20 protein-coding genes are annotated in these 16,316 nt (G+C 66.7%); 15 read left to right on the forward strand and 5 right to left on the reverse strand.

Annotated features, from left to right (window positions below; genetic code table 11):
• Positions 1–3 precede the first annotated feature (3 nt).
• From N440_RS05780 to N440_RS05805, 6 genes are all read left to right on the forward strand, one after another.
• Complete coding sequence (locus N440_RS05780) at positions 4–789, forward strand: succinate dehydrogenase iron-sulfur subunit (protein WP_005409079.1); 786 nt, start codon at positions 4–6, stop codon at positions 787–789.
• 73 nt (positions 790–862) lie between these two features.
• Positions 863–1,111, forward strand: coding sequence for a succinate dehydrogenase assembly factor 2 (locus tag N440_RS05785; protein WP_005409080.1), 249 nt, complete (start codon positions 863–865; stop codon positions 1,109–1,111).
• On the forward strand, positions 1,062–1,511 hold the full coding sequence (locus tag N440_RS05790; protein ID WP_133934379.1) for a hypothetical protein: 450 nt from the start codon (positions 1,062–1,064) through the stop codon (positions 1,509–1,511). Before N440_RS05785 ends, N440_RS05790 begins: the two co-directional genes overlap by 50 nt.
• A gap of 23 nt (positions 1,512–1,534) precedes the next feature.
• Entirely contained in the window at positions 1,535–2,776 is a 1,242-nt protein-coding gene (locus tag N440_RS05795; protein WP_006433034.1) for a lipoprotein-releasing ABC transporter permease subunit, read from the forward strand.
• Positions 2,769–3,482: a lipoprotein-releasing ABC transporter ATP-binding protein LolD gene (gene lolD, locus N440_RS05800; protein WP_006433035.1), complete on the forward strand. Its 714-nt coding sequence runs from the start codon at positions 2,769–2,771 to the stop codon at positions 3,480–3,482. Before N440_RS05795 ends, lolD begins: the two co-directional genes overlap by 8 nt.
• A 153-nt stretch (positions 3,483–3,635) precedes the next feature.
• Complete coding sequence (locus tag N440_RS05805; protein ID WP_049457522.1) at positions 3,636–4,094, forward strand: DUF6491 family protein; 459 nt, start codon at positions 3,636–3,638, stop codon at positions 4,092–4,094.
• 73 nt (positions 4,095–4,167) lie between these two features.
• Here the strand turns inward: N440_RS05805 and N440_RS05810 are convergent, their stop codons facing one another.
• The 3 genes from N440_RS05810 to ftsY form a co-directional block, all read right to left on the reverse strand.
• Complete coding sequence (locus N440_RS05810) at positions 4,168–4,437, reverse strand: oxidative damage protection protein (RefSeq protein ID WP_004153160.1); 270 nt, start codon at positions 4,435–4,437, stop codon at positions 4,168–4,170.
• Between the two features lie 5 nt (positions 4,438–4,442).
• Positions 4,443–5,567 (reverse strand): A/G-specific adenine glycosylase, encoded by a 1,125-nt coding sequence (mutY, locus tag N440_RS05815; RefSeq protein WP_133934380.1) that lies wholly within the window; start codon positions 5,565–5,567, stop codon positions 4,443–4,445.
• Between the two features lie 82 nt (positions 5,568–5,649).
• Entirely contained in the window at positions 5,650–6,951 is a 1,302-nt protein-coding gene (gene ftsY, locus N440_RS05820) for a signal recognition particle-docking protein FtsY (RefSeq protein WP_133934381.1), read from the reverse strand.
• 129 nt (positions 6,952–7,080) lie between these two features.
• On the opposite strand from ftsY, the gene N440_RS05825 reads away from it, so the two are divergent.
• Positions 7,081–7,380, forward strand: coding sequence for a hypothetical protein (locus N440_RS05825; RefSeq protein WP_133934382.1), 300 nt, complete (start codon positions 7,081–7,083; stop codon positions 7,378–7,380).
• A 232-nt stretch (positions 7,381–7,612) separates the two neighbouring features.
• Here N440_RS05825 and htpG read toward each other — a convergent pair whose 3' ends face one another.
• Entirely contained in the window at positions 7,613–9,505 is a 1,893-nt protein-coding gene (htpG, locus tag N440_RS05830) for a molecular chaperone HtpG (protein ID WP_133934383.1), read from the reverse strand.
• A 647-nt stretch (positions 9,506–10,152) separates the two neighbouring features.
• On the opposite strand from htpG, the gene rsmD reads away from it, so the two are divergent.
• The 6 genes from rsmD to N440_RS05860 all read left to right on the forward strand — a co-directional run bounded on the left by rsmD (position 10,153) and on the right by N440_RS05860 (position 14,997).
• Positions 10,153–10,761 (forward strand): 16S rRNA (guanine(966)-N(2))-methyltransferase RsmD, encoded by a 609-nt coding sequence (rsmD, locus tag N440_RS05835; protein WP_343133950.1) that lies wholly within the window; start codon positions 10,153–10,155, stop codon positions 10,759–10,761.
• 26 nt (positions 10,762–10,787) lie between these two features.
• On the forward strand, positions 10,788–11,297 hold the full coding sequence (coaD, locus tag N440_RS05840) for a pantetheine-phosphate adenylyltransferase (RefSeq protein WP_006433094.1): 510 nt from the start codon (positions 10,788–10,790) through the stop codon (positions 11,295–11,297).
• Positions 11,298–11,357: 60 nt separating this feature from the next.
• Positions 11,358–11,849 (forward strand): hypothetical protein, encoded by a 492-nt coding sequence (locus tag N440_RS05845; protein WP_006433096.1) that lies wholly within the window; start codon positions 11,358–11,360, stop codon positions 11,847–11,849.
• 131 nt (positions 11,850–11,980) lie between these two features.
• Positions 11,981–12,262, forward strand: a complete 282-nt coding sequence (locus N440_RS05850) for a YfhL family 4Fe-4S dicluster ferredoxin (RefSeq protein WP_004153175.1) — start codon at positions 11,981–11,983, stop codon at positions 12,260–12,262.
• Positions 12,259–13,989 (forward strand): gamma-glutamyltransferase, encoded by a 1,731-nt coding sequence (ggt, locus tag N440_RS05855; protein WP_133934385.1) that lies wholly within the window; start codon positions 12,259–12,261, stop codon positions 13,987–13,989. Before N440_RS05850 ends, ggt begins: the two co-directional genes overlap by 4 nt.
• A 120-nt stretch (positions 13,990–14,109) precedes the next feature.
• Positions 14,110–14,997 (forward strand): MBL fold metallo-hydrolase, encoded by an 888-nt coding sequence (locus N440_RS05860; protein WP_133934386.1) that lies wholly within the window; start codon positions 14,110–14,112, stop codon positions 14,995–14,997.
• Between the two features lie 72 nt (positions 14,998–15,069).
• Here the strand turns inward: N440_RS05860 and N440_RS05865 are convergent, their stop codons facing one another.
• Entirely contained in the window at positions 15,070–15,363 is a 294-nt protein-coding gene (locus N440_RS05865) for a PsiF family protein (protein WP_133934387.1), read from the reverse strand.
• Between the two features lie 126 nt (positions 15,364–15,489).
• Between N440_RS05865 and N440_RS05870 the strand changes: the two genes are divergently transcribed.
• Complete coding sequence (locus N440_RS05870; RefSeq protein ID WP_133934388.1) at positions 15,490–15,849, forward strand: metalloregulator ArsR/SmtB family transcription factor; 360 nt, start codon at positions 15,490–15,492, stop codon at positions 15,847–15,849.
• Complete coding sequence (locus N440_RS05875) at positions 15,830–16,309, forward strand: SRPBCC family protein (protein WP_133934389.1); 480 nt, start codon at positions 15,830–15,832, stop codon at positions 16,307–16,309. Before N440_RS05870 ends, N440_RS05875 begins: the two co-directional genes overlap by 20 nt.
• The last annotated feature ends 7 nt before the right edge of the window (positions 16,310–16,316 follow it).

A 16,316-nucleotide genomic window follows, 5' to 3' on the forward strand; every position in this document is an offset into this window, starting at 1 on the left:
GCCATGGCCGAGTTTTCACTCCCCAAGAATTCCAAGATCACGAAGGGCAAGCACTTCCCCGTCAAGAACGGCGGCAAGAACGTGCGCACCTTCAAGATCTACCGCTGGAGTCCGGACGACGACAGCAACCCGCGCACCGATACCTATGAAGTCGATCTGGACGCCTGTGGCCCGATGGTCCTGGACGCCCTGATCAAGATCAAGAACGAGATCGACCCGACCCTGACCTTCCGCCGCTCCTGCCGCGAAGGTATCTGTGGCTCGTGCGCGATGAACATCGACGGCACCAACACCCTGGCCTGCACCCGAGCCATCTCGGACTGCGGCAAGAAGGAAGTGCCGATCTATCCGCTGCCGCACATGAACGTGGTCAAGGACCTGGTTCCGGACCTGACCCACTTCTACGCGCAGTACGCGTCGATCAAGCCGTGGATCCGCACCCAGACCCCGGCACCGCCGGACCGTGAGCGCCTGCAGTCGCCGGAAGACCGCAAGAAGCTGGACGGCCTCTACGAGTGCATCCTGTGCGCCTGCTGCTCGACCAGCTGCCCGAGCTACTGGTGGAACGGCGAGCGTTACCTGGGCCCGGCGATCCTGCTGCAGGCCTACCGCTGGATCATCGACTCGCGCGATGAGGACACCGGTGCGCGCCTGGACGATCTGGAAGATCCGTTCAAGCTGTACCGCTGCCACACCATCATGAACTGCGCCCGGACCTGCCCGAAGGGCCTGAACCCGGCGCTGGCGATTGCCGAGATCAAGAAGCTGATGATGGAACGCCGCGCCTGATACGGCGCCGGGTGGTTGCATGACCCCAGCAGAGCCACGCCATGCGTGGCTTTGCTGTATCTGGAGAAGCACGATGGAAGAAGATGTTCTGCTGAAGAAGCTGCGTTGGCGTTGCCGCCGCGGCATGCGCGAACTGGACCAGTTGTTCGGCCGTTACCTGGACCACGAATGGAGCACTGCGCCGACCGAAGAGCGCGAGGTTTTCCTGTTCCTGCTCGATTGCGAGGACGATAAGTTGTGGCGCTGGTTCATGGGCTATGAGGCCTGCCCGCATGCGCACGCGATCCCTCTCATGCAGAAGATCCTCGCCCTCAAGCCTTGAGTGGCGTCCCTCGCGGCTGCAGGCCGCCGCCCAGCTGGCAGTGCTGCTGGCCGCGCCCTGGCTGCTGCGCGCCTCGGAGCTGCCGCCACGCCTGCTGATGCCCGCCGTGCTGCTGGCCTGGGTCGTTGGCCTGGCCGAGCTGGCCTGGCGGCTGCGCAGGCCGCGCCTGCAGGTGCGGCTGCTGCCGCTTCCGGAGCCGCTGCAGGTGGCCGGGCAGGACATCGAGGTGCCACGGCTGGTGGTACGTGGTGCCTGGCTGTTGTTGTCCTGGCGTGAGGGCCGACGCCGTCGGCACCTGTTGTTCTGGCCGGATCTGCTCGATTCCGGCCAGCGACGTGAACTGCGACTGGCCGTGGCCGCACGTGCCGTTTCCCGTCGGCCGCGTACGATGGCACCATAAGCTGAATTGACTGGCGTGCCTGCATGTTCAAACCCATCCCCGTGGCGATCGGCCTGCGCTATCTGCGCGCCAAGCGCCGCAACGGCTTCATCTCCTTCATCTCGATGGCATCGATCCTGGGCATCGCGCTCGGCGTCACGGTGCTGATCACCACCCTGGCCGTGATGAGCGGTTTCCAGAAGGAAATCCGCAGCCGCCTGCTGCAGATGACCGCGCACACCACCATCAGCCGCGACGGCGAGCCGATGCCGGACTGGATGCGTGTGGTCGACATCGCCAGCAAGGATCCGCGCGTGGCGGGTGCCGCGCCGTACATCGAGATCCAGTCGATGATCAGCGGCCCGCGCGTACAGGGCGCGATCATCCAGGGCATCGACCCGGCGCTGGAGCCGAAGGTGTCGGTGATCGACAAGAAGGTCACCAAGGGCAGCTACGACAGCCTCAAGCCGGGCAGCTTCAACCTGCTGCTGGGCAAGGAGCTGGCGATCTGGCTGGGCGTGGACGTCGGCGACCAGGTGCTGGTGACCTTCGCTGAAGTGCAGGGTACGCCTGCCGGTGCAGTGCCGCGGATGAAGCGCTTCACCGTCAGCGGCATCTTCGAGGCCGGCTACAACGAGGTCGACCGTGGCGTCGGCTTCGCCAACATGCAGGACCTGGAGCGCGTGCTGCGCAGCGACGGCGCCACCGGCGTGCGGCTGAAACTGCACGACATGGACCGCTCGCTGGAGGTGGGCGTGGACCTGGCGCAGAGCCTCGGCGGCGCCTACCGCGTGAGTGACTGGACCCAGCAGAACGCCAACCTCTACCACTCGCTGCGCATGGAGAAGGTGGTGATGGGCATCCTGCTGTCGCTGATCATCGCGATGGGTGCGTTCAACCTGGTGTCTTCGCAGGTGATGCTGGTCACCGACAAGCAGGCCGATATCGCGATCCTGCGCACCCTTGGCCTGACCCCGGGCGGGGTGATGCAGGTGTTCATGGTGCAGGGTTCGCTGATCGGCATCTTCGGCACCCTGGCCGGGCTGATCGGTGGCATCACCCTGACCCTCAACCTGGAACGCATCCTCGGTGCCATCGAGGCGGTGTTCAACGTCAAGCTGATGCCTGAAGACGTGTATTACATCACCGGCCTGCCGACCGACATGCAGACCGGCGACGTGGTGGCGATCACCGTGGTCGCGCTGCTGATGAGCTTCCTGGCCACCCTGTATCCCGCCTGGCGGGCAGCACGCACCCAGCCGGCGGAGGCCCTGCGCTATGAATAAGGTCTTCAACCGCGGCGATGAAGTGATCCGCGCCGAAGCACTGGGCAAGACCTACGCCGAAGGGCGCATGCAGACCCCGGTGTTCGATGGCCTGGACCTGACCGTGACCGCCGGCGAGACGGTGGCGATCATCGGTGCGTCCGGCGCCGGCAAGAGCACGCTGCTGCACCTGCTGGGCGGCTTGGATGTTCCGACCGCTGGCGAGGTCTATGTGACCGGCCAACGCATGTCGGCGCTGTCGGATACCGCGCGCGGCCTGCTGCGCAACCAGGCGCTGGGCTTCGTCTACCAGTTCCATCACCTGCTGCCGGAATTCACCGCGCTGGAAAACGTGATGATGCCGGTGCTGCTGGCCGGTACCGCCGTGGCCGAGGCGTCCAGCCGCGCAACGGCCCTGCTGGAAGCGGTCGGCCTCGGCCATCGCCTGGACCACAAGCCGGGCGAGCTGTCCGGTGGCGAACGCCAGCGCGCCGCGGTGGCGCGTGCGCTGGTCAACCATCCGGCCTGCGTGCTTGGCGACGAGCCGACCGGCAACCTGGACGACCGCACCGCCGGCACCGTGTTCGACCTGATGCTCGAACTCAACCGTGCCCGCCACACCAGCCTGGTGCTGGTCACCCACGACCGCAGCCTGGCGCGTCGCCTCGATCGGGTGCTGGAACTGCGCGAAGGGCGGCTGCACGCATTGGCCCACGCCGACGTCTGAGGCGATAGCCCAGCTCTGCGGGACGGGCGCCAACCAAGGTTGGCGTCTGCCCGGCCGGGGAGCCGCCGACCGGCGGCTGAATGGGGTCCCGGTCGTCGCACGGACGCCACCCTGGCAGGCGCATGATGGCGACAGTACCCCGAGGAGATCGCCATGAAGACCCCGATCCTGATGGCCGGCCTCTGCCTGGCCCTGGCCGCCTGTGCGACCACCGGCCGGCTCAGCAGCGCCGAGAAGCTGGACCTGTACCGTGCGCATGCCGGTGCGCCGCAGAACGACATGCAGTTCTTCGGCAGCCTCAATGGCTGGACCGAACTGGGAGACAGCGCGCTGGCGGTATGGACCCGCCCCAGCGAAGCCTATCTGCTGGAGTTGAACGGCCCCTGCCAGGACCTGACGTTTGCCACCGCCATCGGCCTGACCAGCCAGATGAATCGCGTTTCGACGCGCTTCGACAAGGTGCTGGTGCGCGACCCCACGGGCGGCCCACGCATGCCGTGCTTCATCAAGAGCATCCGCAAGCTGGATGTGAAGGCGTTGCGCGCGTCCGAGCAGGAGCTGCGCCAGGCCCAGGTGCAGGAACGCGAGGCGGAAACCGCCCCAGCCAAATGATCAAAAAGGGGACGGAGGGGATTAAGTCGTTTGTGCCACAAACGACTTAATCCCCTCCGTCCCCTTTTTGCCGTCAGGCTTCCGGGGTGAAGCCGGCCGGCTTCTCCGCGTCCTTCTCGAACAGGAACTTGACCAGTTCGCCTTCCAGGAACGCGCGGTGTTCGGGTGTGCGGGGCGAAAGGCGGTTTTCGTTGATCAGCATGGTCTGGTGTGCCAGCCACGCCGCCCAGGCCTGCTTGCCTATGTTATTGAAGATGCGCTGGCCCAGTTCGCCGGGGTAGGGCACGAAGTCCAAGCCCTCGGCATCGCGTTGTTCGTACTGGCAGAAGACGGTTCGGGACATGGCACTCACTCGTGGTTGCGGGGTTTCTTGGAATTTCGTTTTGGCGCTTTGATGGTGGTGCCATCGAGCAGCTTGCGGATCGGCGCGGGCAGGCCCAGCGCGGGCAGTTCGTCAGCGGCGACCCAGCGCAGCGTAGGTTCCTCCACGCGCAGTCCGTGTACCTGCCGCGACAGTATCTGCAGATGCAGCTTGTAGTGGCTGAAGGTGTGCTGCAGCACCGGCAGTTCCTCGGCATCTTCCAGTGAGCCGTCGACGTGCGCATCGAACCAGTCCTGCAGCACGCTGCCGGCCTCCGCCTGTGGCAGGGTCCACAGCTGTGCCCAGATGCCGGTGTCCGGCCGCTTCTGCAGCAGTACGCGCTGCCGGGCGTCGCGCAGCAGCAGCGCCACCGCTTCGCGTTCGGGCAGCGTCTTGCCGGGCTTGGGCGTGGGTAGTTCGGCAGTGCGGCCTTCGCGGCGTGCCACGCAGTCGTCGTGCAGCGGGCAGATCACGCAGGCCGGTTTCGCGCGGCTGCAGACGGTCGCGCCCAGATCCATCTGCGCCTGGGTGTAGTCGGCCATGCGCCCGGCTGGGACCTGCGCCACATGTGCCTCGGCGATCGTCCACAGCTGCTTCTCGATGGCCGGCAGGCCGGGGAAGCCGTCGATGCCGTGGTAGCGGCTGAGTACGCGCTTGACGTTGCCGTCGAGGATCGCGAATGGGTCGTTCCAGGCCTGGCTGAGGATCGCGCCGGCGGTGCTGCGGCCGATGCCGGGCAGCGCGTGCAGTGCATCGAAATCGCGCGGCAGTTCGCCGTCGTGCAGTTCCACGCAGCGCTTGGCTGCGGCGTGCAGGTTGCGCGCACGGGCGTAGTAGCCGAGCCCGGCCCACTGCGCCATCACCGCGTCGTTGCTGGCCGCGGCAAGGTCGGGCAGGGTCGGGAAGTGCTGCAGGAACCGTTGGAAATACGGGATGACCGTGGCCACCTGGGTCTGCTGCAGCATGATCTCCGACAGCCAGACCCGGTACGGGCTGCGCGGGTGCTGCCAGGGCAGGTCGTGGCGGCCGTGGCCGTCGAACCAGCGCAGCAGGCGGCGGACGAAGCCGTCTTGCTGGGCAGTGTTGGCGCTGGCGTGCGGCTGGCGTGGCATGGCTGTTCCGGAGGAGGGCAGCCACCATGGGGTGGCTCTACCGGTTCCAGTAGAACCACCCCACGGGTGGCTGCGCGGTATATCAGGCGCCCAGCGCTTCAGGCAGCAGGGCGTCGACGAAGGCTTCCGGATCGAACACGCGCAGGTCTTCCGGGCGCTCGCCGATGCCGGCGAAGCGGATCGGAATGCCGAACTCGCGGGCCAGCGCGAACACCACGCCGCCCTTGGCCGTGCCATCCAGCTTGGTCACCACCAGGCCGGTCACGTTCACCGCGGCATTGAACTGTCGCAGCTGCGACAGCGCGTTCTGGCCGGTGGTGCCATCGATCACCATCAGCACTTCGTGCGGGGCGGTGGGGTCGATCTTGCCGAGCACGCGGCGGATCTTGCCCAGTTCGTTCATCAGGCCGGACTGGGTGTGCAGGCGCCCGGCGGTATCGGCGATCAGCACCGAGGTGCCGCGGGCCTTGCCGGCCTGCAGCGCGTCGAACGCCACCGACGCAGCATCGGCGTTCTGACCCTGCGCGACCACGGCCACGCCGTTGCGCTCGCCCCAAGCCTGCAGCTGGGCCACGGCGGCGGCGCGGAAGGTATCGCCGGCGGCCAGCATCAGGCTGTGGCCCTCGTCCTTGAAGCGCTTGGCCAGCTTGCCGATGGTGGTGGTCTTGCCGACGCCGTTGACACCGACGGTGAGCACCACGAAGGGCTTGGCAGTGCGGTCGATCACCAGCGGCTTGGCCACCGGCTGCAGGATCGCGATCAGTTCGCTGCGCAGCGCGGCCAGCAGCGCATTGGCGTCGGCGAATTCGCGCGACTTCATGCGCTTGCGCAGGCCTTCCACCAGGTCGGTGGTGGCACCCACGCCGACATCGGCGGTGATCAGCGCGGTTTCCAGCTCGTCCAGCAAATCGTCGTCGAGCTTGGGATTGCGCGAGAACAGGCCGCCGAAGCTGCGTGCGATGACGCTGTTGCGCAGGCGTTCGCGCCAGCCGGGCTTGCCGGCCGGAGCCGGGGCCGCGTCGACCAGCACCGGCAGATCAGCGGCCGGCGCAGCCGGTGCTTCGGCCGGGGTGACCGGCGCCAGCGGTGCGAGTACGGCTGCAGCGGCCAGGGCTTCGGCTTCGAAGTCTTCTGCGGCGATGATGCGTTCCGCAGCCGGCGGTGCCGGCGCTTCGGGCGCCGCGACGGGCTCAGGTGCAGGCGTTGGCGCGGGCGTGGCAGCCTCGGGCGTGTTCGGCGCGGCTACCGGAACGGCCGGGGCTTCGTCGACCGGGGCAGCGGACGGGAATGCCGCCGCCAGCTCTTCAGCCGAGTAGTGCTGGGTCTTGGGCGCCTCGGTTGCGGGGGCATCCTGGGGCTTCTTGCGGCGGAAAAAACTGAGCATTGGCAAAAGGCGCTGAAATCAGAGGGATATGCTACCACTCGGGCCTGTCGGGCCGATGTGGACTCAAGGACGCGGCCTGCCGGCCGTTAACCGGTCCGGAGGGCTGCGCAGGGTGGCCCGGAGACCGCCATGAACAACGTGATGGGAGTCGCCCTCGGCGGAATGCGTGCGGCCCAGCAGGGCGTACAGGTGGCCGCGCACAACGTGGCCAATCTGGCGACCCCCGATGCCCAGCGCCTGCAGCTGCAGCGTGGTGCTGCGGAGCAGGGCGGGGTGCAGGCTGTGGTGACGGCTACCGGCACCGAATCCGGCGCGCCGCTCGGCGACCTGCTGGCGGCCCGGGCCGAAGTGCTGACGTTCGCCGCCAACGCCTCGGTGATCCGCCGCGAGGACCAGATGCTGGGCTCGTTGCTGGACCGGGACGCCTGAGCCGCCCGGCCTTGGTGGGTGTCAACCTTGGTTGACACGCTCGACCCGCCTTGGTGGGTGCCAACCTTGGTTGGCACGCTCGACCCGCCTTGGTAGGTAGGTGTCAACCTTGGTTGACACGCCTTTAGAGCGCCAACCAAGGTTGGCATCCACCAGAGCAGGAATGCCAACCAAGGTTGGCATCCACCCGCACCCGGTAGCGCCGGGCCATGCCCGGCGACCGTCCTGTCGGTCAGGCCGACAGCTCCAGCAGCAGCTTGTTCAGGCGCGCCACATAGGCACCCGGGTCCTTCAGGCTGTCACCGGCGGCCAGTGCGGCCTGGTCGAACAGCACGCGACCGAGGTCGTCGAAGCGCGCGCCATCGGCTTCGGCATCCAGCTTGGCGATCAGCGGGTGGCCGGGGTTGATTTCCAGCACAGGCTTGCTGTCCGGCACCTTCTGCCCGCTGGCTTCCAGGATCTGGCGCATCTGCAGGCCCAGGTCCTGTTCGCCGATGGCCAGCACCGCCGGCGAATCGGTCAGGCGATGCGAGACGCGCACTTCGGCCACGTCGTCGCCCAGCACCGTCTTCAGGCGCTCCACCAGGCCCTGCTTGTCCTTGGCCGCCGCTTCCTGCTCCTGCTTGTCCGCTTCGGTTTCCAGTGCGCCCAGGTCGAGGTCGCCACGGGCGATGTCGACGAAGCCCTTGCCGTCGAAATCGGTCAGGTAGCCCATCAGCCACTCGTCGATGCGGTCGGTCAGCAGCAGCACTTCCACGCCCTTCTTGCGGAACACTTCCAGGTGCGGGCTGTTGCGGACCTGGCTGTAGCTCTCGCCGGTCAGGTAGTAGATCTTGTCCTGGCCTTCGGTCATGCGGCCGAGGTAGTCGGCCAGCGACACGCTCTGCGCGTCGCCGTCGCCACGGGTGGAGGCGAAGCGCAGCAGGCCGGCCACCTTCTCGCGGTTGTTGTAGTCCTCGGCCGGGCCTTCCTTCAGCACCTGGCCGAATTCCTTCCAGAACGTGGCGTACTGCTCGGGCTTGTCGGCGGCCAGCTTTTCCAGCATGTCCAGCGAGCGCTTGGTGAGCGCGGCCTTCATCGAATCGATGACCGGGCCGGACTGCAGGATCTCACGCGAGACGTTCAGCGACAGGTCGTTGGAATCGACCACGCCCTTGATGAAGCGCAGGTACAGCGGCAGGAACTGCTCGGCCTGGTCCATCACGAACACGCGCTGCACGTACAGCTTCAGGCCCTTGGGCGCATCGCGGTGGTACAGGTCGAACGGCGCGCGGCCAGGCACGTACAGCAGCGAGGTGTACTCAAGCTTGCCTTCAACCTTGTTGTGGCTCCAGGCCAGCGGGTCGCTGTGGTCGTGCGCCACGTGCTTGTAGAACTCGGTGTACTCGGCGTCGCTGATCTCGGTGCGCGGGCGGGTCCACAGCGCGCTGGCGCGGTTGACGGTTTCCCATTCGACGGCCGCACCTTCTTCGCCCCCTTCCTTCGGCATCTGGATCGGCAGGCCGATGTGGTCCGAGTACTTCTTGAGGATGCTGCGCAGGCGCCAGCCGTCGGCGAAGTCGTGCTCGCCGTCCTTCAGGTGCAGCACGATGCGGGTGCCGCGCTCGGCCTTGTCGACGGTGGCGACGTCGAAGTCACCTTCGCCGCGCGAGCTCCAGCGCACGCCTTCGCCGGCAGCCAGGCCGGCGCGGCGCGAGGTGACTTCCACTTCGTCGGCAACAATGAAGGCGCTGTAGAAGCCGACGCCGAACTGGCCGATCAGCTGCGAATCCTTCTTCTGGTCGCCGGACAGCTGGCGCAGGAAGTCACCGGTACCCGACTTGGCGATGGTGCCGAGATGGGCGATGGCTTCGGCGCGGCTCATGCCGATGCCGTTGTCTTCGATGGTGATGGTGTGGGCGGCGGGGTCGAAGCTGACGCGCACGCGCAGTTCGCTGTCGCCTTCCAGCAGGGCCGGCTGGGTCAGGGCCTCGAAGCGCAGCTTGTCGGCGGCGTCGGCGGCGTTGGAGACCAGCTCGCGGAGGAAGATTTCCTTGTTGGAATACAGCGAGTGGATCATCAGCTGCAGCAGCTGCTTGACTTCGGTCTGGAAGCCAAGGGTTTCGGTCTGGGGGGTCTCGGTCATCGATAAGGCTCCGTGTGCAATGCCGCGCCAGCGCGTGCGGCCTCGCCAAGGGGTATGGCTGATTGTCCCGAAATCAAGGGGTTGGTCTGGCAGGGTTGCACCCTGCACCCGCAGAGGCCAAAGCCAAAGCCAAAGCCAAAGCCAAAGCCAAAGCCAAAGCCAAAGCGGCTCTGGATTGTCTGCTTGCTTGGCGGGGCGGTGTGGGTTGGCAGGACACGCCGTAAACCCGTCCATGGGGGCTCGATGGCGCCATCCATGGCGCCAACGGTCCTGCCAACCCACACCGCCCCACCTCTGACAGGTTCACGCGGCTGTTGGTAGGTGTCGACCTTGGTCGACACATCTGTCAGATATCGATACATCAAATGGGTTCAGATCCGTTTTCCTGCGGAAAACGGATCTGAACCCAAGAGCATGTCCGGCAGATCGCGGGAAACTGTCGAAGGCGGGGTGGGGCCGGGTGAGGGGGTGTGAGCGGCATGGATGCCGCGACCAAGCCCCCAAGGACGGGTTTACGGCGTCCCCCTCAACCGGACCCACCCCGCCAACCCACGGATAGCCGGTTTTTGCCTTTGCTTCGGCTGTTGCTCCGGCCTCTGCGGGTGCCGGGCACCGCCCGGCCGAACTACAATCCCGCTCATGCTGAAATTCTCGAACAACCCCCGCCGGGGGCGCCGGTGAGCGGCCGCGGTGGCAATGACGGCCAGGTCCGCATCATCGGTGGCCGCTGGCGCAATACCCGCCTGCCGGTACCGACCCTGCCGGGCCTGCGGCCGAGCAGCGACCGCGTTCGCGAAACGCTGTTCAACTGGCTGATGCCCCGGCTGGGCGGGGCGCGGGTGCTCGACCTGTTCGCCGGCAGCGGCGCGCTGGGCCTGGAGGCCGTCTCGCGCGGCGCCGCCCACGCCACCCTGGTCGAGCGCGATGCCCAGCTCGGGCGCAACCTGTCCGCCGCCGTCGCCAAGCTGCAGGCCACCGACCAGGTCACCGTGGTCCAGGCCGATGCCCTGCGCTGGCTGCAAAGCGCCCCGGCGCAGCAGGCCGATCTGGTGTTCATCGACCCGCCGTTCGCCGATGGCCTGTGGCAGGACGTGCTGGCCCAGCTGCCGCGGCACCTGGCCGCCGATGCCTGGCTGTACCTGGAATCGCCGGCCGGCCACGTCCCGGCACTGCCGGCCGAATGGCTGCTGCACCGCGAGGGCGGCACCCGCGAGGTGCGCTTTGCCCTGTACCGCCGCGCCACTGCTACACTTTGACTTCATCTGAACATCTGCATCCGCCCATGACCGTGGCCAACCGCCGCATTGCCGTCTATCCCGGCACGTTCGATCCGATCACCAATGGTCATATCGATCTGGTGAGCCGGGCCGCGCCGTTGTTCGAAAAGGTCGTGGTGGGCGTGGCGCAGAGCCCGTCCAAAGGCCCGGCGCTGCCGCTGGAACAGCGTGTGCAGCTGGCCCGCGGTGCATTGGGCCACCACGGCAATGTCGAGGTCATCGGCTTCGATACGCTGCTGGCCCATTTCGTCCGTTCGGTCCAGGGTGGGGTGCTGCTGCGCGGCCTGCGCGCGGTGTCCGACTTCGAATACGAGTTCCAGATGGCCAGCATGAACCGCCACCTGATTCCCGAGGTCGAGACCCTGTTCCTGACCCCGGCCGAGCAGCACAGCTTCATTTCGTCCTCGCTGGTCCGCGAGATCGCGCGCCTGGGCGGTGACGTGTCCGGTTTCGTGCCGGCCGCGGTGCTCGAAGCCCTGCGCAAGGTCCGCGAAGCGAAGTCGGCACAGTCGTAAGTCCCGCTGTACCCGCACCCCATTACGTACACCACCACGCACCATTCCGGGAGGAAACCCATGAACACCACCATGCGCGCGATGCTGATCGCTTCGTTGGCCCTGGCCTTCACCGCCTGCAAGAAGGAAGAGGCCGCTCCGGTCGACGAGGCCAAGCAGGCGCTGGTCGCGCCGTCCAAGGACGACGATGCAGGCTGGAAGAAGTACCTGCAGGAAGTGGCGATCCAGAACATGGGCAACATCACCAACAGCCCGTTCCTGTACTACCTCTCGCCGGAATCGGACCCGGACTTCCAGGCCAAGTACGAGCGCCAGACCGAGAGCGCGACCCAGGCCGTGGCCCGCGGCGTGCAGCCGGGCAACATGCTGGCCTTCGGTTCGTCGGCCTCGGGCAAGATGGCTGACATGATCCAGGCCGTGTTCAAGGACGTGGGGCCGGATTCGATGAAGGGCGTGCGCGTGGTCTTCATCGGCCAGTCGGCCGACAACGCCCGCGTGCAGGCTGCGATCCAGCCGACCGGTGCCGAGTACATTTTCGTCGAAGCCAAGTAAGACCGAGCCATGGCGGCCATGCTCCGGCATGGCCCGGGCGGCGCTCCGCGAGGGCGCCGCTGATGACCTGACCGGCCCGCGCGCCCGCGCTGGCCGGTCCTTGTCCCAAGGCGCGGGCGAGGAGTATCGCCATGTCGCTGAAAATCAACGAGCTCTGCGTCAACTGCGACGTATGCGAGCCGGCCTGCCCGAACCAGGCCATTGCGATGGGTGAAACCATCTACGTGATCGACCCTGCGCGCTGCACCGAATGCGTGGGTCATTTCGACGAGCCACAGTGCGTGGTCGTCTGCCCGGTCGAATGCATCGATCCGGACCCGGAGATCGTGGAAACGGAAGACCAGCTGCTGGCCAAGCTGCGCCAGCTGCAGCACGATCACCCCGAACTCTACGCGGAGCCCCCATCCGAATGAAGACGCTGATCGTCCGTCCGCTGTTGCTGCTCGGCCTGCTGCTGAGCCCGATCGCCTGGGCCGACAGCCCTGTCCGTGCCGAACGCCCCGACGGCGCCGCCATTGCCAGCGGCCATGCGCTGGCCACCCAGGCCGGCATCGACATCCTGGCGCAGGGCGGCAATGCCTTCGACGCCGCGGTGGCGGTGTCGTCCACGCTGGCGGTGGTCGAACCGATCAGTTCCGGGCTGGGCGGCGGTGGCTTTTTCCTGCTGCACGACGCGGCCACCGGCAAGGATGTGATGCTGGATGCGCGCGAGACTGCACCGGCTGCGGCAACGCCCCAGGCGTTCCTCGACAAGCAGGGCAACCTCGACCGTGACCGCTCGGTCAACGGCGCCTGGTCGGCGGGGATTCCGGGCCTGCCTGCGGCGCTGGTCGAACTGTCGGCCAAGCACGGCAAGCTGCCGCTGTCGGCGTCGCTGCAGCCGGCCATCCGCATCGCCCGCGAAGGCTTCCCGGTGTACGAGCGCATGGCCAAGGGCTATGCCTCGCGCCGTGAAGTGATGGAGCGCTTCCCCGGTACCCGCGAGGTCTACCTGCGCAACGGCAAGCCGATTGCCACCGGCGATCTGTTCAAGCAGCCGGAACTGGCACAGACGCTGGAACGCCTCGCCTCCGGTGGCTTCGACGGCTTCTACAGGGGCCAGACCGGCAAACTGCTGCTGGAAGGCGTGAAGCAGGCCGGAGGCAAGTGGACCGCCGAGGAACTGGCCGGATACCGGGTGAAGCAGCGCGAACCGATCGTCTTCAACTACAACGGCTGGAAGATCACCACGGCGCCGCCGCCGTCGTCCGGCGGCATCGCGCTGGCCAGCATGCTGCAGATCCTCGAAGGCTGGGATATCAGGAAGATGGACCCGGCCCACCGCACCCACCTGGTGGTGGAGTCGATGCGCCGCGCCTACCGTGACCGCACCTTCTTCCTCGGCGATCCGGACTTCGTGCAGATCCCGCAGAAGGTGCTGACCAGCAAGGATTACGCGCAGGGCCTGCGGGCCACCATCCATCCAGAGAAGGCCACGCCCAGCGACCTGCTGTCGGGCAACCCGACGCCGCTGGAAGATGACGAGACCACCCACTTCTCGATCATCGACCGCGACGGCAACCGTGTTGGCGCCACCCAGACCGTCAACCTGCTGTACGGCTCGGGGCTGATTCCGAAGGGCACCGGCGTGCTGCTGAACAACGAGATGGATGACTTCGCGCTGAAGCCGGGCACGCCCAACGCGTTCGGCGTGATGGGCTATGAAGCCAATGCGCCGAAGGCGGGCAAGCGCATGCTCAGCTCGATGACGCCGACCTTCATGGAGAACGCCGACAAGGTGGTGGTGCTGGGCACCCCGGGTGGCAGCCGCATCATCACCATGGTGCTGCTGGGCATCCTCGGCTACGACGCCGGGCTGGATGCGCAGCAGGTGGCCGCGTTGCCGCGCTACCACCACCAGTGGTTGCCGGACCTGATCGAAGCCGAGGACGATGCGTTCGACGCGGCGACGGTGAAGCAGCTGCAGGCGATGGGCCATAAGATCGACCTGCCGGGCGATGTCGCCGCAGGTGGCCGCGGTTCCAGTCACGTCTGGGGCAACCTGCAAACGGTGGAATGGGACCGCACGTCCAACACGCTGTTTGGCGGCAGTGACCCGCGCAACCCGGTGGGCAGCGCCCAGGTCGTGCCAGCGCGCTGATCCGGTCGTGCCGGCCGCGGGCCGGCAATCTGCTGGATCGTCGAAACCCCGCCTTTGCCGGCGGGGTTTTTCGTTTCCTTTCTAGCGATTATTTAACGAGCCGGCGCCGATAATCGTCCCATGAAACTCTGGTCTATTCGTGGAAACTCGCAGCGCCTCGATGGTGGTGCGATGTTCGGCAACGCGCCGCGCGCGTTATGGGAAAAATGGGCAGCGCCGGACGAGCTCAACCGCATCGAGCTGGCCTGCCGTGCGCTGCTTGCCAGCCCGCTGGAAGGCAAGACGGTGCTGTTCGAAACCGGTATTGGTGCGTTCTTCGATCCGCGCATGCGCGAGCGCTATGGCGTGCAGGAAAGCCAGCACGTGCTGATCGATTCGCTGCGCGAAGCCGGTTTCGAACACGAGGACATCGATGTGGTGGTGCTCAGCCACCTGCACTTCGATCATGCCGGTGGCCTGCTGGCGGCATGGAGCGAAGGGCGCGAGCCCGAGCTGCTGTTCCCCAACGCGACCTATGTGGTGGGCGCACAGCATTGGCAGCGCGCCGTGCAGCCGCATCCGCGGGATCGGGCCAGCTTCATTCCGGAACTGCCCGGCCTGCTGCAGGCCAGTGGCCGCCTGGAAGTGGTGGACGGGGAATACTCCAGGGCGCTGGGACGCAGCGTGCGTTTCAGCTACAGCGATGGGCATACGCCGGGGCTGATGCTGGCCGAGATTGTCGGCCATGCGCATGCCGGCGAGCGTGCGCACGGCGGCGTGGTGTTCTGCGCCGACCTGATCCCGGGCCGTTCATGGGTGCACGTGCCGATCACCATGGGCTACGACCGCAATGCCGAGCTGCTGATCGACGAGAAGCGGCAGTTCCTTGAAGACAAACTGGCGCGCAACGTGCATCTGTTCTTCACCCACGATCCGCAGGTAGCGCTGGCGCAGCTCGGTCGCGATGACAAGGGGCGTTTCGTCACCCTGCACGAGCAGGGAGAACTGAAGGCGCGCGCGTTGGGGTAATGAAAAGGCCGGGCACTGCCCGGCCTTCCACGGATCGTCGGATCCACGCCAGGCGTGGATGCCGGGTGACCGTTACGACGCCTTCAGGCAGCTGCTCATGAAGGTCTTGCGCGCATCACCGGCCAGCTTCTTGGTGCCCGCATCGGCGTTGCACTTCTTCATGCGTTCCTGTGGCGTGGTCGCGGCCTTGGTTTCGGTGGCATGGCCACTGAGGCACGAACTCTGCGCGGTCTTGTAGGCGTCGCCCTTCAATCCCTTGTTCTTGGCCGAGCAGTCGGCCATGCGCTGCTGCTGCGGGGTGGTGGCGTTGGCGGCCAGTGGCAGGCCGACCAGCAGGACAGCGGCCAGCAGGAAAGACGCTTTCATCGGGGGGCTCCAAGCGGTGGCGGGTGCGCGGAGCATTGGCTTCTGGGCGGGAAGGCTACGTGAAGAAAAACCGCCCTGGCCGTACTTGCTTGCATCGGCATTCAGATCGGCGTATTACTTAGCCATATGGGTAAGTATGAGCCAGGCCTCCAGGCCGTCTTCCATGCGCTGGCCGACCCGACGCGCTGCGCGATCGTGGCGACGCTGGGGCAGGGACCGTGCACCGTGTCGATGCTGGCCGAGCCGTTCGAGATGGCCTTGCCCTCGCTGATGAAGCATCTGGCCGTTCTGGAACGCAGCGGCGTGGTGCGCAGCCACAAGCAGGGGCGCATACGCACCTGCGAACTGGTGCCGGCGCGGATGGAGCAGGCCGAGCAATGGCTGGCCGCGCAGCGTGCTGTGTGGGAGGCACGCGCCGACCGCATGGCCGCGTTTGTTGAGACCCTTCACCGACAGGAGCAGGCCCATGGCCGTGGACGCAGGTAGCAACCCCGACACCGATCTGGTCATCAGTCGCGTATTGAACGCACCGCGCGCGGCACTCTGGCGGGCCTGGACAGACCCCGAACTGCTGCGCCAGTGGTGGTGCCCGAAGCCATGGACCACCGAGGTGCGTGCGTTCGACCTGCGCCCTGGCGGGGCCTTCCACACCTTCATGCAGGGCCCCGATGGCGGCAGCAGTGACAATCCGGGCAGCTTCCTGGAGGTGGTGCCGCAGCAGCGCCTGGTGTTCACCTCGATGCTGGGCGCGGGCTGGCGCCCGCAGTCGCCGTGGCTGGGCTTCACCGCCATCATCACGATGGAGGACGAGGGCCAGGGCTGCCGTTACACCGCGCGGGTGATGCACCCGGACAAGGCACTGCGTGACCAGCATGAGCAGCTGGGCTTCTTCGACGGCTGGAACACTGCCATCGGCCAGCTGGAAGACTTCGCGGCCAACTTGTAATGCCGTG

Source organism: Stenotrophomonas sp. CC22-02 (assembly GCF_004365115.1).
Classification (GTDB): Bacteria; Pseudomonadota; Gammaproteobacteria; order Xanthomonadales; family Xanthomonadaceae; genus Stenotrophomonas; species Stenotrophomonas forensis.

Coding starts and splice junctions, on each gene's coding strand:
- N440_RS05825 (WP_133934382.1), top strand. CDS start 7,081: ATGAACAACGTGATGGGAGTCGCCCTCGGCGGAATGCGTGCGGCCCAG.
- N440_RS05790 (WP_133934379.1), top strand. CDS start 1,062: ATGCGCACGCGATCCCTCTCATGCAGAAGATCCTCGCCCTCAAGCCTT.
- N440_RS05845 (WP_006433096.1), top strand. CDS start 11,358: ATGAACACCACCATGCGCGCGATGCTGATCGCTTCGTTGGCCCTGGCC.
- coaD (WP_006433094.1), top strand. CDS start 10,788: ATGACCGTGGCCAACCGCCGCATTGCCGTCTATCCCGGCACGTTCGAT.
- lolD (WP_006433035.1), top strand. CDS start 2,769: ATGAATAAGGTCTTCAACCGCGGCGATGAAGTGATCCGCGCCGAAGCA.
- ftsY (WP_133934381.1), bottom strand. CDS start 6,951: ATGCTCAGTTTTTTCCGCCGCAAGAAGCCCCAGGATGCCCCCGCAACC.
- N440_RS05865 (WP_133934387.1), bottom strand. CDS start 15,363: ATGAAAGCGTCTTTCCTGCTGGCCGCTGTCCTGCTGGTCGGCCTGCCA.
- N440_RS05870 (WP_133934388.1), top strand. CDS start 15,490: ATGGGTAAGTATGAGCCAGGCCTCCAGGCCGTCTTCCATGCGCTGGCC.
- htpG (WP_133934383.1), bottom strand. CDS start 9,505: ATGACCGAGACCCCCCAGACCGAAACCCTTGGCTTCCAGACCGAAGTC.
- N440_RS05805 (WP_049457522.1), top strand. CDS start 3,636: ATGAAGACCCCGATCCTGATGGCCGGCCTCTGCCTGGCCCTGGCCGCC.
- N440_RS05780 (WP_005409079.1), top strand. CDS start 4: ATGGCCGAGTTTTCACTCCCCAAGAATTCCAAGATCACGAAGGGCAAG.
- N440_RS05850 (WP_004153175.1), top strand. CDS start 11,981: ATGTCGCTGAAAATCAACGAGCTCTGCGTCAACTGCGACGTATGCGAG.
- ggt (WP_133934385.1), top strand. CDS start 12,259: ATGAAGACGCTGATCGTCCGTCCGCTGTTGCTGCTCGGCCTGCTGCTG.
- mutY (WP_133934380.1), bottom strand. CDS start 5,567: ATGCCACGCCAGCCGCACGCCAGCGCCAACACTGCCCAGCAAGACGGC.
- N440_RS05810 (WP_004153160.1), bottom strand. CDS start 4,437: ATGTCCCGAACCGTCTTCTGCCAGTACGAACAACGCGATGCCGAGGGC.
- N440_RS05785 (WP_005409080.1), top strand. CDS start 863: ATGGAAGAAGATGTTCTGCTGAAGAAGCTGCGTTGGCGTTGCCGCCGC.
- N440_RS05875 (WP_133934389.1), top strand. CDS start 15,830: ATGGCCGTGGACGCAGGTAGCAACCCCGACACCGATCTGGTCATCAGT.
- N440_RS05795 (WP_006433034.1), top strand. CDS start 1,535: ATGTTCAAACCCATCCCCGTGGCGATCGGCCTGCGCTATCTGCGCGCC.
- N440_RS05860 (WP_133934386.1), top strand. CDS start 14,110: ATGAAACTCTGGTCTATTCGTGGAAACTCGCAGCGCCTCGATGGTGGT.